We start from the raw sequence: 14,141 nt of genomic DNA, 5'->3' as shown, positions 1-14,141 counted from the left end.
TAACCTTTCCCAAAAAATTTTTCTTGCTCAATAAACTTTATCCTGCTATTATACAGAGGTATGATTTTGGAAAGCTAATATTCAGTCATGTAGGATCTTTCCAAGCAGATAATCTTTGACCACTTCCACCATGAAGTTAAGGCCATACGGACAGCCGGGTCAAATGCCGATTGGCAACTTTCGTTGCCTTATTGATTGAGTTAAAAGCTCAAATTTTATAAGTTGGTTACTTTACAACCAGTGCATATGCACGTCAACTTGTGAAACGGTCAATAAGAGTGGTAAAAGTAATTATTTGCTATATAGACTCTGATCCTAACATGATATTTGAATATTGAAGGCTTCTCCATGAAACGATGAGTTTTATGGCTGACTGACGAGCACGCAAGAAATTTGTCCAGTCATGTCTTCTAATATGTTAAATATCAAAGCAAGTGTGATGCGCATGAGGCGTGTTTCGCTTGCTTTTTTTGTTGCCGTTTTGCATAAAAAATACTTTATTTGGGTGAGGAGATTGAACAATGGGAAAAGCACTAGTCATCGGCGCCGGAGGCGTAGCAGCAGTAGCAATTCATAAATGCGTTCAAAACAGCGAAGTATTTGAGGAAATCTGCATCGCCAGCCGTACAAAGTCCAAATGCGATGAGCTGAAAGCTAAATTGGATGGCGGCAAAACAAAAATTACGACTGCACAAGTCGATGCAAACAATGTTGAAGAGCTGATCGCTCTGATCAACGAAGTGAAACCGGATATCGTAATGAACCTGGCTCTGCCTTATCAGGATCTGACGATCATGGATGCTTGCTTGGCTACTAAGACAAACTACATGGATACAGCAAACTACGAGCCGGAAGATACGGCGAAGTTCGAATACAAATGGCAATGGGACTACCGCGAGCGCTTTGAACAAGCGGGCATCACAGCTCTGCTCGGCAGCGGCTTTGACCCAGGCGTAACTGGCGTATTCTCGGCTTATGCGCTAAAGCATTATTTTGACGAAATCGAATATATCGACATTCTGGATTGCAACGGCGGCGACCACGGCTATCCGTTCGCAACCAACTTCAACCCGGAGATCAACATCCGTGAAGTATCCGCTAACGGACGCTACTGGGAAAACGGCGAATGGATCGAAACGAAGCCGATGGAAATCAAACGTACGTACGACTTCGCTGAAGTTGGCGAAAAAGACATGTACCTGCTTTACCACGAAGAGCTGGAATCCCTTGCACAAAACATTCCTGGCTTGAAACGGATCCGTTTCTTCATGACGTTCGGCCAAAGCTACCTCATGCACTTGAAGGCGCTTGAGAACGTAGGCATGACTTCTATCGAACCAATCGAATACGAAGGCAAACAAATCATTCCGCTTCAATTCCTGAAAGCTGTACTTCCGGACCCGGCTTCCCTGGGACCTCGTACAGTGGGCAAAACGAACATCGGCTGCATTTTCAAAGGTAAAAAAGACGGTCAAGACAAAACGTACTATGTCTACAATATTTGCGACCACCAAGAGTGCTATAAAGAAGTGGGCTCCCAAGCCATCTCCTACACAACTGGCGTTCCTGCCATGATCGGTGCAGCGATGGTTATGACTGGCAAATGGAATAAACCGGGTGTATACAATGTTGAAGAGTTCAATCCAGATCCATTCATGGAAGAGCTGAACAAATGGGGACTTCCTTGGGTAGAAGACTTCAATCCAGTGCTGGTTGATACATTGCCTGAAGATACGAAAAAGCCGGAGCTCGTTCGCTAAGATGCGGTTCGAGGAGCTACCTACACCCTGTTACGTAGTTGATGAAGCCCTGATCGAGAAAAACTTAAACATTTTGAGCGGTATTATGGAGCGTACAGGAGCCAAGATTATTTTGGCGCAAAAAGCTTTTTCCATGACGACCATGTATCCTCTCATTGGAAAACATTTGAGCGGCACGACTGCGAGCGGTTTGTACGAAGCGCGACTGGGTCAAGAGGAAATGGGAAAAGAAAATCATGTCTTTTCCCCTGCCTACCGCGAAGATGAGATCGACGAGATCGTTTCTATTTGCGATCATATTATTTTCAACTCCTTCTCCCAGCTGGAAAAGTATAAAGCGAAAGCTCTTGCTGCCGGCCGGAAAATAGGCATCCGCATTAATCCAGAGTGCTCGACGCAAGTGGGCCATGAAATCTATGATCCGTGTTCGCCAGGATCAAGATTTGGTGTGAGATTGGAAGACTTCCAGCCAGAACTGCTTGAGGGCGTTTCGGGACTGCACTTCCATACGCTGTGCCAACAGAACTCGGATGATTTGGAGACCACGCTCAATGCTGTGGTAGAAAAGTTCGGGCAATGGCTGCCGCAAATGGAATGGATCAATTTCGGCGGCGGTCATCATATTACAAGAGAAGACTATGACATTCCAAGGCTCGAAGCTTGTATTCGAAGAATGCAAGAAAATTACGGCCTCAAGGTTTACCTTGAACCGGGAGAAGCCGTCGCGCTCAATGCGGGCTATCTGGTTACCTCCGTCCTGGATATGAATCGGAACGGTATCGAGATTGCGATTGTGGACACGTCGGCTACATGCCATATGCCAGATGTTCTGGAAATGCCGTATCGTCCGCCGCTCTTCGGTTCCGGCGAACCGGGCGAGAAGCCGTATACGTATCGACTTGGCGGTCCAACCTGCCTGACGGGCGATGTCATCGGAGATTACTCCTTCGATCAGCCTCTAAAGAACGGCGACAGATTAGTATTTGGTGATATGGCGATCTATACCATGGTTAAAACCAATACTTTCAACGGTATGCCGCTGCCCGCCATCGCCGTGCAAGAAAAAGACGGCAACTGCCGCGTCGTTCGCGAGTTCGGCTATCAGGACTTTAAGACGCGTCTAGCTTAATGAATAAAGGAAGCCTTAACCCTTATATTTCGGGGTTAAGGCTTTTTTCGTTTAATTGACTCGCATCGGAGCTACGATATTTCCATGATATAATTATAAAAAATGTATTTATTATGAAGGAAATTCAGCAGGGAGCGTGATGAAATGCGAAGAGGTAGTCATGCAGCAGTAAACAGGAAAAGACTCGGGCTAATTCCGTCGAATATCAGGATGATAGCCGATGCGATATGATCTTAAGCGTGCAAGGGAGCTCGCTATACGCGTGTGTGTTGCCGCTGGCGCAAGTGAAGCGATGGCAATCTCTCTAGCCGAAGCAACAGTCGCTGCGGAATGTTCGGGTCGGCGTTCAGTTGGATTTGCTCATCTTCCCGATTATCTGGAAGGTTTATTGCATGGTCGCATTAATGGCACAGCAGAGCCTGCGATCTTCTTCCCAGCTCCGGCTCTTATTCAAGTCGATGCCCAGGGAGGCATCGCGCAGCTTGGTTTTGATCGTGCATTCGAAGAATTGCGAATACGGGCAAGCACTTATGGTGTAACCGTATTTTCGTTACAAAACAGCTATACGGCTGGAGAGCTAGGCTATTACGTAAGGAGGCTGGCCCACAAAGGATTAGTAGCGCTGGCAGCAACCAATGGCTCTGCATTAATGGCTGCGGGACAGAGCAGTGAGGCTGTCTATGGCACGAATCCGCTCGCATTCGCCGCGCCTGTCGACAACAGACCACCCTTGGTGATCGACCAAGCATCTAGCGCCACGGCGTTTGTCCATATTCGGGAGGCAGCAAAGCGGGGGGAGATGATCCCCGAAGGCTGGGCTATCGATGAGAATGGACAAACCACGATAGATTCACGTGAAGCAATTAAGGGAGCTTTACTTGCTTTCGGGGGTGCTCGTGGTGCTAATATCGCACTCATGGTCGAAATACTGGCGGCAGGGACGACAGGCGCGAACTGGTCACTTGATGCTCCATCCTTTGAGGAGGGGAGTCAATCGCCTGGTGCAGGCCTGTTTATTGTTGCCCTAAATCCCGAACTGCTCGCTCCTGATTTTTCAGCTCGAATGGCGGCACAGATCGAACGATTGTCCTCCAAAGGTATTTATATCCCTGGCGGCAGCTTTACTGAGGATGAAGTGGAAATCAACCTTCCGTCTTCACTTGTTGCAACCCTTGAGGGATATGGCTTGCATTAGCGATAAGCAAGAGAGGAGCTTGTCGCAGCGCAACAGCTCCTACAGTTCCAATTATTAAAGCAACTGGCTTCCCTGCCGTGCCAGCAAATAAAACATATAATCGGTCGGGACGCCGGTATACCCTTGCTGCCTCAGCATCGCCGTCACATTGCCCCGATGGTACGTCCCGTGGTTGACTACATGCTGCAGGATGTCGGAAAAACGAGTATCGAGACTGCCGTACTTCGGATGGTGAATGGTCATTGCTTTGTCCGGGTCGGGCGTACGCCTCAGCAAATCACGGAATTGTTCGGTGACATCGGCGAACAGCTGCCGCATCTCCTCCACTGTCCTCCCTGTCGCTTCCTCCGTCCAGCCTGGCATCCTCGCAAAAATTTCCTCATTGGGAGCTTCTGCGAGCACATGCATGTAGAGCTGCTCGAACCTATAGATATGACCTAACGTTTGTGCCACGGAAGAGAAGACGCTCGTCACCTCTGCATGAAATACAGCCTCTGGAAGTTGTTCTAAGTGAGCGAACAGCTGATCATTCGCCCAAACATGATATTCATACAATTGATGGGATTGTTGAAGCATGATTAAACACACCTTTCCTTTGTACGTTGTCGTTTGGCTGCTATAGCCTTATCTACATCTTATACAAGGTTCACTGACAAACGATGTCAGTGATTGGAATCCGCTTCATAATGTTTTGCGATTCCGTGTGCCATTTCCTGAATTCGATGCTTCAGCTCGAGCGGCTCCAGAATACGAATGGCCGTTCCGAATGTCAGCATATACATAGGCAGATACTTGTCCATCGTTGGAATATCCAGCAGAAACCGTGCTTCACGATCGGTTCTTTCCTGCAAATAGTGCCTCAGATGCCAATGACCGCAAACCGCGTTGAGTGTGTCCGGCTCTCCCTCTATGCGAATAACGATCAGTGGTCCGTCTGATTCTCTACCCTGTTCCGATTGGTCACGGAAATAAGCAGACGCGGAGAAACGCTCTGGCTTTTCAAAGTACGCTTCCGTCTGTTCCAGCCTTGTGATGCGGTCCACACGGAACGTCCGCACCGCTTGTGAACGATGGCAGAACGCAACAGCGTACCAGAGGTTTCGGTCATAAGCCAACCCATGCGGATCGACCTCACGTTCTTCAGCCTGCTCCACATTCGCTTTGCGATAAGCGATACGAACGGTTCGTCCGTCCTTCTCCGCTTGCTCCAGATCCCTTAACAACGGAACGACGGATGGCGGAAGTACTGGAGCAATTACATCCAAACCGCTTGTCTGACGGGTCAGCTCATGGCGCTGCTCTTCATGCAGCCCGCTTTCCACCTTCTTCAGCGCGCTTTCCAGCTCCTCTGTATAAGGATACCCGGCACCTTGTGCAAATTTGAATGCGTCTACAAGCGCCTTCAGCTCTACGGTGTTGAAGAACAGTGGCGTCTCCTTGAAGCTTTCCAGAATGCGTACGCCTCCATCATGGCCGGATTCTGCAACGACGGGTACACCACTGGCGCATAATGCGTCGATATACCGATAAACAGTACGGACGCTAATCTCCAAACTGTCCGCGATCTGTGCGGCAGTAAGCTTCTTTCCGGATCGCAGCATCCATAGCATGGACAGCATATTATCCCATTTGGCCACCGCGAGCACCCTCTTCTGATTTTCCTATTATTTTACTGAACAAAGCTAAATCATTCAATAAAATGGAAAAATCGCCGTCCGATTCCCGACAGGGACGTGAACAGCGATAGTTATTAGTGCTATCAAGTAAGCAGCGTTCTTTCAAGAACAGCCGGTATCACTTTTGCAAAGCTAGCAGGCCCATTCCTCCAGCAGCTTGCCAAGTCGGTCAAGCTGCTGTTCATTAGCTTCTTTGCAGATCGGCTTAGCTTGTTCGAACTCCTCTTCATTCTCGAAAAATTGACGAAAGGTGACCCTAGTGCGGCCATCGAGTCTCTCAAAGGCAGCCGTTACCCGAAATTTATGGCCGGATAGATGATCTATTAAGACCCGCTCCTGTGGCTCGATCTCAACAAAGACATCGTGGTTAGGATAATCCACGCCATCTGGTCCATGCATGGTGAACAGCCACGTACCTCCCGGCCTCAAATCGCACTCGTGAAACGTATTCGTGAACCCTTTTCACCTATAGTCATGCTCCTGCATCTACCACCTTGCCCAGTAGGTCCAACATGATGTTTGTACCATGTTCCCGGACTTCTAGCGTATCGTGTCCATCAAAGAACGCACCTTGCTCTGTGAAGATCAGCTTCGTACCGCCTTCCACCTTAATAAGCTCGATCGTCGTGATTGAGACAGAGATGCGTATACCATCCGAATCCAGTGTGTACGTATAGACAATACGCTGCTCTGGAACAAGCTCCTGGTAGCTGGCATCGAAGGTGAAGATTGGCCCGTCCGGGGGCCCGCCGTTGCTGTACTCGCGGCCGCCGACCTGGAAATCGAAGATTTCTGGTTTGGAAAACCACTTGGCTTTGGCAATTGGATCAGCCCATGCGTGATAAACCTTCTCCGGCGAAGCGGCATAAGTCCGCTCGACGACAAAAGTTCCATGCTTAACGAATCGGTCTTTCATTGTTTTTCCTCCTTATGTTTCGGAATCCCGCTCTCCTCGGCAAGAAAGTCTCCCAGCAGGTCCAAATGTCGCTCCCAACTCGCTTGCCGCTCAATGACCGGTTTCTCAAATTCCATCTTCATCGCTTGCAGAAGGCTCGTAAAATCTTCAACCGATAACTCTGCCTTGCCCTGCATTAGCTTGGATACATGTCTAAGCTGCTCCAATAGTTTCTGCTGCAGTTTGATTTGTTCATTAATTTGGTTGATCTGCAGACTCAAGATTTCAAGCGGACTGATTTGCCCGCCCGATAAGACCGACTTGATCTCCTCGAGAGGCAACCCCAGCTCCTTAAGCGATAGGATCTGCTGCAATCTCGACAAGTCCAATTCATTGTACAGCCTGTGGCCGGATTCTGTTTGTCCCGACGGGGAGAACAACCCGATTTGATCATAAAACCGCAAGGTTCGCACGGTAAGCCCCGTCAGTTTGGCCAGATCTCCAACCTTCCAATGTCTCTTCATCAACCATCCCCACTCTTTGGCGCTAGCTATGTACCGGTAGCTCTATTGTAAAACATTACGTAACGTAAGGTGCAAGCGGAAACATGACGCTCTGCCAGAGTTTTTTCACCATCTACGCTGGCTCTATGAAGAGAAAAAAAACCATCAACGATTTATTGGTCGTTAATGGTTGTTGGTAACTAATCTCCGTTTTGAATTAGCTTTAAAAGAACTACAATCGCTTCCGCTCGTGAGGCTGTAGCCATCGGTGCATATTTATTGCCGCCTCTTCCTTGTACGATTCCTTGCTCAGCGATCTCCTTAATTGCTCCCTTGGACCAAGCCGGAATATCCGCATCGTCCGCAAATGTTGTCACTGCAGCTGTCTCAGGCTTCGTATGCTGGACATTGGCCAGCATGACTGCCATTTCAGCACGTGTAATGAACCCCTGAGGGCGGAAGGTACCGTCCGAGTAACCGTTAATAATTCCTTCCTTAACCGCCAGGGCAATATAATATTTCGCCCAATCCCCAATCGCTTTATTATCACTGAATTGCAATTGCGCTCCTTCACCTTGAATATGAAGCGCCTTAACCAGCAATACTGCAAATTCCGCTCTTGTAATTGGAGCATTAGGCCGGAATGAGCCATCGGAATATCCGGAAGTAATGCCTCTCGATGCTGCCTGAATAATTGCAGATGCAGCCCAATGCCCCTCTATGTCCGTAAACTGCGGAGACGTTGTCCCGCCATCCGAATTTTTACGAACGGCCAGCACAGCAAACTTGGCGAACTGATTCGTTTCCACAGTAACACTATTGCCCTCAACAATACCGCCAAGCTCTATCCATTTCTTATTTAGCTCATCGTAATAGAAAATAGCGGGCTTCTCGTTTTTATTGATTAAGGCAGAATCAAAATTTAGTGTTAGCAGCATTTTTTTCATGGCATTACCTGATGATTTTCTCAACACTTCGTAAACCGGGCCAACTAGCCGTTCGCCATGATTCACTAGCTTCGTTGTGTCGGTGATCTTTCTCAATTGTAATGTTACATCCTGTTCAAATGCGCCGCTCGGAATGGAAAGGCTGATTTCGCCAGTACGTGTGAAGCTTCCGAATTGCCCCGCTTTTATTATGATCTCATCATAATCCTTCGGTCCGGTATCACTGCCACTGCCGCCAGTGCCTCCGCTGCCTCCATTACCGCCGCCAGGTGACGGATTTGCCGCTATCGTGACGGTTACCGTATAGCTCTTTGTGCTGCCATCTTGAGCAATGACGGTATAGATTACTGGTGACGCGAAGTCGTTCGCGGTCACTCCACTTGTCTGAGCGACAATTCCTACCTTCACTGTTGAGCCTGCCGAATTGCTAAACGTCGCCACTAATGCGCTAACGTTTGTTCCGTATGGTAAGGTCAGCGCTACATTGTTGCCGTTAATAGTTCCGACCACCACAGGTGTCAGTTCAGCAAAGCTGAACGACGTCAGTTCCTTTGCTGTATTTGATGCTATCGTAACCGTCACCTTGTAGTTCTTCGTGCTACCATCTTGAGCAATGACGGTATAGATTACTGGTGACGCGAAGTCGTTCGTGGTCACTCCGCTTGTCTGAGCGACAGTTCCTACCTTCACTGTTGAGCCTGCCGCACTGCTATACGTTGCCACTAATGCACTAACGTCCGTTCCATAAGGCACGGTCAGTGTTACGTTATTGCCGTTGATTGTTCCTGTTACTGCAGGTGTCAGTCCAGCAAAACTGAACGATGTCAGTTCCTTTGCTGTGTTCGATGCTACTACAACATTCACCGTGTAATCTTGCGCACTTCCATCCTGCGCCGTTACGGTGTAAACTACCGGAGACGTATAGTTATTTGCAGTCGCTCCACTCACTTGAGCGGAATTGCCTATCTTAACTGTTGAACCCGCCGAACTGCTATACGTTGCCACTAATGCACTAACGTCCGTTCCATAAGGCACGGTCAGTGTCACATTATTTCCACTGATCGCTCCCGTCACTGCAGGTGTAAGACCAGCAAAGCTAAATGACATCAATTCTTTCTCCGTGTTTGATGCTATCGTAACCGTCACCTTGTAATTATGCGTACTTCCATTCTGAGCTGTCACGGTGTAAACCACCGGAGACATATAGTCGTTTGCAGTCAATTCACTCACTTGAGCGGCATTGCCTACCTTAACTGTTGAACCTGCCGAACTGCTAAACGTCGCTACCAACGCGCTAACGTCCGTTCCGTAGGGCACAGTCAGCGTCACATCATTGCCGCTGATCACACCCGCTACTGCAGGCGTCAGTCCAGCAAAGCTGAACGACGTCAGCTCGTTCTCAGTGTTCGATGCTATCGTAACCGTCACCGTGTAGGTCTTAGTTGTTGTACCATTCTCCGCAGTTACCTTGTATAAGACAGGCGATGTAAAATTATTAGTCGTTACACCGCTAGTCTGCGTCACGCCTCCCACTGTTACCGTAGATGCAGCTGAGTTTGCAAAGGTCGCCGCCAGCTGTCCGACATTCGTTCCGTATGGAACGGTCAGCGAAACATTCGTTCCATTAATTGTCCCGATTACTGCAGGCGATAAACCTTCAAAACTAAACGACGTCAAGTCACTTGCTGAGCTCGCGCTTCTTGTCAAAGCAATCGTATAGGTTCGGGATGAAACACCATCTTGAGCAAGCACTTTAATCTCAATCGAATTGGAGCCGGTAACTAAAGGCAAAGCCGTGCTATCTGCCCCGCTTATCACAGCAACCGGATCACTTCCGTTGACCGATACTGTAATTGTCGCACCTGCAAAAGTTGCCGTAGGCTTTACCGTCACACTAGCGTAACTGCTCGCCGCCGTTGCTGTATAGGAAGCACGAGTAGAAGAAAAGGCAGGATTAAGCGCTCCGGAAGATACCATCAGTCCGCTTAATGTTGTAACCGTACTTGCGGCACGCGTTACAGAAATCGAATATCGTTTAATCGTTCCATCCTGAGCCGTTACCGTAATTTCTATCGTATTAGCTCCTACGTTAAGGGCAAGCGCCGAGCTGTTTTGACCGCTTGTTACGGATACAGCAGTGCCCCCATTCACGCTAACTGTCACTGCCGCCGTAGAATCCGCTGTTGTCGGGCGTACCGTAACGCTGGTAGTCGTATTTGCCACACCTGCAGCGGCATAGGATGTCGTAGCAGCGGAGAATGTCGGGCTTAGCGCTCCCCCAGTTGTCGTCAACGCGCTCAGATTAGCATTTGCACTGCCGGCAGCTCTTGTCACCGTCAGTGTGTAGCTTTTCGTATTTGTTCCATCCTGAGAAGTAACCTCTATCGTAATAACCGTGCTTGTACCTGCTGTAAGTGCAATATTTCCGCTAGGCTGACCGCTAGTAACGGCAGTACCGTTTATTTTAACGGTGGACCCGGCATTGCTGACAGAAGGGATAACGGCCAGTGTAGACGTTGTATAGGGAACGCTGACCGAATAGCCTGTCGTCGCTTCTGCGAATGCGGGACTAAGCGTACCGGAAGATAACGTTATATCACTGAGCCCGCCCACAGACGGATCGGCCCGCATTACGTTTAACCGATACTCAAGACTATTGTAGCCGTCAACCCCCTTAACGGTTACGACGACCGGATTGGAGCCGGAAGACAAATTCGCGCCTCCGCTCGCGGTCACAACAGCTGAAGGATCAACTGCGGTTCCCGAGATGGTAACGCTCTGCACATCAGCCGCCACACCTACGGTAAGTGTCCGCGATAAATTATCGAATGCGGATACGCTGCCAGCCGCACCTGTATTACCCGTAACCGTCAGACTAGTAAGCCATAACGGCAGCGGCGCACTGCGCAAATAAGGCGTCGTTGTTGAAGCAATGCTCCAGATACTGCTGAAATCCCAGCCGCTGAAGCTGCTGCTGGATTTCATCTGCGCTGTCGTATATCCTGTCAATCCGGTAGCCGTACCTGAGCCCGCTCCCAAGGTTTGGCCAGTCGTCGTTGTATTCCAATATCCTCTTGTGAAGGTTGAGTTTGTCCGAGTGCCTACCAGACCGCCAACAGCACTGCTTCCTTGAACCTTCCCTGCAGCGTATAAATTCGTATAAGTTCCTTGATTGCTGCGGCCAATTAATCCGCCAGCGGAAGCCGTATCCGCTTTTACTTCCCCTATAGCAAAGCTATTCGAAATCATTGAGCCAACCGCTTCGCCGACCAAACCGCCAACCTTGCTTAAGCCGTGTACATTCCCCTCCGAATAACTGGTTTCAATCGTGGAATAACCCTGTCCGACCAAACCGCCAACCGCTTCGCCGCTGCCCGTGACCGTTGCAGTGGAGCTGCTGGCCTTAATCGTTCCGCTATGAAAGCTTCCGACAAGTCCTCCCACATTATTATTTCCCACAGCCGAGCCCGATGTCCGTACATTTGTAATCGTGTTGGAGTTATGAAGCCCCGCAAGGATGCCAACATCGTTCCCTCCAACTACGTTAGCCTGCACAATGCTCAAATCGGATACGCTGCCGAGATAAATATATTGGAATAAGCCTATTACGTTTTCACCCGGTCGATTGATCTTTAGACCTTTAATTACATGTCCATTGCCTTGCAGAATCCCTTCAAAATAAATCGGTTCCCATCCATCGCCGCCATTTGCCGTTGCGTAAGCGGATAGATCTATATCCGCAATAAGCCGGTAAGCTTTCTGATAATCGTTACGGATATCATTAAACTGGCTGGCACTCTGGATGAGATAAGGAGAAGCCTCCGTCCCGTTGCCTCCCGCAAAACGATTTCGTTCAATCGTAAGCGTATACGTTCGGGTTGTCCCGTCAGATGCTGCCACTCTGATTGTTGCTGTGTTATCTCCCAGATTGAGAGCAGTTCCCCCTGTAACCGTAAAGGTAGCATCAGGATGATTAGGTGTTGCCGTTATCGTCACAGATGTAGTTGCGTTTGGAACGACTGCTCTATAAGAAAGCGTATTGCCGCTGAATCCGGCTATTGGAGCTCCGTCAATCCGCAAGTCTGACAAGCTGGCGTCGGAAGACAAATTAGACGAAGCGAGTTTATGAATCTGGATAGCGTAAACTTTGGAAGATCGTACTCCCTTAGAATCTTTTATTGTGACTGTTGCCGCATTGATTCCTGTAGTAAGTCCATTCATTCCAGAGACCTCTACAATTGCTCCTGCATTGGCAACAGCCGGAACAGCTGTCAGAGAAGTTACGCTGCTGGTTACACTCAAATCATACTGGTAGATATGAGGCTGCCAGGCAGGTGCGATATTACCCGCCGTTCCAGCGTTTGGAGTTAAAGTCAAATTGTTCAGCCATAAAGGTGCATTACCGCGCAAATAGGGATAACTCTTGCCCTCGGCAATTGCCCATTTGCTACTGAAGTCGAAGCCCCCGTAGCTAGAAGCTTTGAGCAAGTTGATTCCCGAAATTCCAGTAATGCTCCTCGCACTAAAGCCAAAAGCCCACCCATAGGCATCAGTATTCCAATACAATTGATTGGATGTCCAGTTGTACGTATATCCGGCAAATCCGCCCACGTTGCTGTTGCCAGTTACGGTACCTGCGGAGTAGGACTGGCTAATATCAGATTCGTAAATATGACCTGTGAACCCGCCGACTGTCTGATTCCCGCTAACCTTACCTAGCGCGAAGCTGTCCCGGATGACGCTTCCAGCATAAGCCGTCCCTATCAGTCCGCCCGTTTCGTTAGCCCCTGCAACATCTCCCGAGGCATAACTGCGTTCCACCGTTCCCGAGAACAGAAATCCGATTAGTCCGCCGGTATACATATCGTGTCCCTCAACATTGCCCTCGGCGTAGCTGTCTGTGATGGAGAAGGTATTGGTCGAGTTGGAGACAGCCCCAATCAACCCGCCCACATGGCTGCCATTTCCTTTAACAGATGCGGCTGCCCCCGATACCTGCACCTGTGAATGCTGAACATCTCCGGCCAGGCCTCCAACATGAGAGCCTCCCTCTACATGTCCAGAGACATGTACATCTTCTATGGTGCCCATATACAGGCTGCCGGCTAAAATACCAGTATTGTCATTGCCTGTGACGTCAGCCTGCACAATACTCAAATGACTAACATTACCCCTGATATACTGGAATAAACCGATATTGTTTTCATCGCCCCGATGAATAGACAAGCCTGTAATCCCATGACCCCCACCATCCAGTTGACCTGCAAAATAACCTTCAATCGGCCGCCAGCCCCTCCCTCCTTCCGATGAGGCGTATGATGATAGATCAATGTCCTGAGTTAGCCTATAATAAGCATTAATATTATTACGGATCTCATTAAATTGGCTGGCATTCTCGATTAAATACGGAGAGCCGGGAGTGCCATCACCGCCTGCGAAGCCCGGAGCTGCCTGAGCGGGATGCAGCGGGATAGATACTATAAACATGATCCCAATTAACTGAATGAGCAAAACGCGATATATTCGCTGTACTGAAAACCTCATTTTATTAAACCTCCATATGTACTTTTTAGTAGATACAATAAACGACCCAGGTAAAATGATGGTAAAATCCCAGCAAAAAATAGGATAAGAATCTTCCTTATCCTTCTTAAAGAACCGGGGCGTGCATATAGTTACTTTCACCCCCTTTTACAAAGAATATATAGAAATAAAAAACGGCATTCCTTTGTCATAAAAGGAATACCGCTCTCTCTTGCCACCTTTATATCGCTATTTCACCGTCCTGACTGCTTATTTATTCTACCTTTATTGTATGAACTCCGAATTTCCTGATTTTCTCCAATTGCTCTCTCGTTAATTTCACGCCAGCCGGAAGCAGGACCATGCCCGTGGGCGTTGTGACCTTTGCAGCCAGAACATTGCCTGGAAAAACCTCTCTAAGGGATACCGTTTTCGCCATTCATAATCTACCTTTCGCTAAAAAATTTCGTTCTCGCGGAACGCATAAGGTACATGATAAGAATGGGAGGTAAA

10 protein-coding genes are annotated in these 14,141 nt (G+C 48.7%); 3 read left to right on the top strand and 7 right to left on the bottom strand.

From position 1 onward, the window contains the following. Window positions 1-521: 521 nt before the first annotated feature. The 3 genes from IEX98_RS14790 to IEX98_RS14780 all read left to right on the top strand — a co-directional run bounded on the left by IEX98_RS14790 (window position 522) and on the right by IEX98_RS14780 (window position 4,084). Window positions 522-1,760, top strand: a complete 1,239-nt coding sequence (locus tag IEX98_RS14790) for a saccharopine dehydrogenase family protein (RefSeq protein ID WP_188889983.1) — start codon at window positions 522-524, stop codon at window positions 1,758-1,760. Window position 1,761: 1 nt separating this feature from the next. Further along, on the top strand, window positions 1,762-2,889 hold the full coding sequence (gene nspC, locus IEX98_RS14785; protein ID WP_188889982.1) for a carboxynorspermidine decarboxylase: 1,128 nt from the start codon (window positions 1,762-1,764) through the stop codon (window positions 2,887-2,889). A gap of 220 nt (window positions 2,890-3,109) precedes the next feature. Next, window positions 3,110-4,084, top strand: a complete 975-nt coding sequence (locus tag IEX98_RS14780) for an Ldh family oxidoreductase (protein WP_188889981.1) — start codon at window positions 3,110-3,112, stop codon at window positions 4,082-4,084. Between the two features lie 54 nt (window positions 4,085-4,138). On the opposite strand, the gene IEX98_RS14775 is transcribed toward IEX98_RS14780, so the two are convergent. The 7 genes from IEX98_RS14775 to IEX98_RS14745 all read right to left on the bottom strand — a co-directional run bounded on the left by IEX98_RS14775 (window position 4,139) and on the right by IEX98_RS14745 (window position 14,067). Continuing rightward, window positions 4,139-4,660 (bottom strand): DinB family protein, encoded by a 522-nt coding sequence (locus IEX98_RS14775; RefSeq protein ID WP_188889980.1) that lies wholly within the window; start codon window positions 4,658-4,660, stop codon window positions 4,139-4,141. 86 nt (window positions 4,661-4,746) lie between these two features. Continuing rightward, on the bottom strand, window positions 4,747-5,721 hold the full coding sequence (locus IEX98_RS14770) for a helix-turn-helix transcriptional regulator (protein WP_188889979.1): 975 nt from the start codon (window positions 5,719-5,721) through the stop codon (window positions 4,747-4,749). A 171-nt stretch (window positions 5,722-5,892) separates the two neighbouring features. After that, the gene (locus IEX98_RS14765) at window positions 5,893-6,159 is read right to left on the bottom strand and encodes an SRPBCC domain-containing protein (RefSeq protein WP_229692195.1); all 267 of its coding nucleotides are present in this window, start codon (window positions 6,157-6,159) and stop codon (window positions 5,893-5,895) included. A gap of 73 nt (window positions 6,160-6,232) precedes the next feature. Further along, window positions 6,233-6,676 carry an SRPBCC family protein gene (locus IEX98_RS14760; RefSeq protein WP_188889977.1) on the bottom strand — a complete coding sequence of 148 codons (444 nt, stop codon included), beginning with the start codon at window positions 6,674-6,676 and terminating at the stop codon, window positions 6,233-6,235. Then, window positions 6,673-7,179 (bottom strand): MerR family transcriptional regulator, encoded by a 507-nt coding sequence (locus IEX98_RS14755; protein ID WP_188889976.1) that lies wholly within the window; start codon window positions 7,177-7,179, stop codon window positions 6,673-6,675. Before IEX98_RS14755 ends, IEX98_RS14760 begins: the two co-directional genes overlap by 4 nt. 179 nt (window positions 7,180-7,358) lie before the next feature. Further along, window positions 7,359-13,649 carry a cadherin-like beta sandwich domain-containing protein gene (locus IEX98_RS14750; RefSeq protein ID WP_188889975.1) on the bottom strand — a complete coding sequence of 2,097 codons (6,291 nt, stop codon included), beginning with the start codon at window positions 13,647-13,649 and terminating at the stop codon, window positions 7,359-7,361. Window positions 13,650-13,902: 253 nt separating this feature from the next. Then, window positions 13,903-14,067, bottom strand: coding sequence for a hypothetical protein (locus IEX98_RS14745; RefSeq protein WP_188889974.1), 165 nt, complete (start codon window positions 14,065-14,067; stop codon window positions 13,903-13,905). Between the last annotated feature and the right edge of the window lie 74 nt (window positions 14,068-14,141).

It is taken from the genome of Paenibacillus radicis (ex Gao et al. 2016), from assembly GCF_014641555.1.
Taxonomy (GTDB): Bacteria; Bacillota; Bacilli; order Paenibacillales; family Paenibacillaceae; genus Pristimantibacillus; species Pristimantibacillus radicis.
Note: the sequence above shows the minus strand (reverse complement) of the source record. Positions and strands in the feature narration are given on the sequence as shown.

Bases quoted from the DNA above. Each gene is read 5' to 3' on its own strand.
- IEX98_RS14755 (WP_188889976.1), bottom strand. From the start codon at position 7,179: ATGAAGAGACATTGGAAGGTTGGAGATCTGGCCAAACTGACGGGGCTT.
- IEX98_RS14775 (WP_188889980.1), bottom strand. From the start codon at position 4,660: ATGCTTCAACAATCCCATCAATTGTATGAATATCATGTTTGGGCGAAT.
- IEX98_RS14780 (WP_188889981.1), top strand. From the start codon at position 3,110: ATGCGATATGATCTTAAGCGTGCAAGGGAGCTCGCTATACGCGTGTGT.
- IEX98_RS14745 (WP_188889974.1), bottom strand. From the start codon at position 14,067: ATGGCGAAAACGGTATCCCTTAGAGAGGTTTTTCCAGGCAATGTTCTG.
- IEX98_RS14760 (WP_188889977.1), bottom strand. From the start codon at position 6,676: ATGAAAGACCGATTCGTTAAGCATGGAACTTTTGTCGTCGAGCGGACT.
- IEX98_RS14790 (WP_188889983.1), top strand. From the start codon at position 522: ATGGGAAAAGCACTAGTCATCGGCGCCGGAGGCGTAGCAGCAGTAGCA.
- IEX98_RS14750 (WP_188889975.1), bottom strand. From the start codon at position 13,649: ATGAGGTTTTCAGTACAGCGAATATATCGCGTTTTGCTCATTCAGTTA.
- nspC (WP_188889982.1), top strand. From the start codon at position 1,762: ATGCGGTTCGAGGAGCTACCTACACCCTGTTACGTAGTTGATGAAGCC.
- IEX98_RS14765 (WP_229692195.1), bottom strand. From the start codon at position 6,159: ATGCATGGACCAGATGGCGTGGATTATCCTAACCACGATGTCTTTGTT.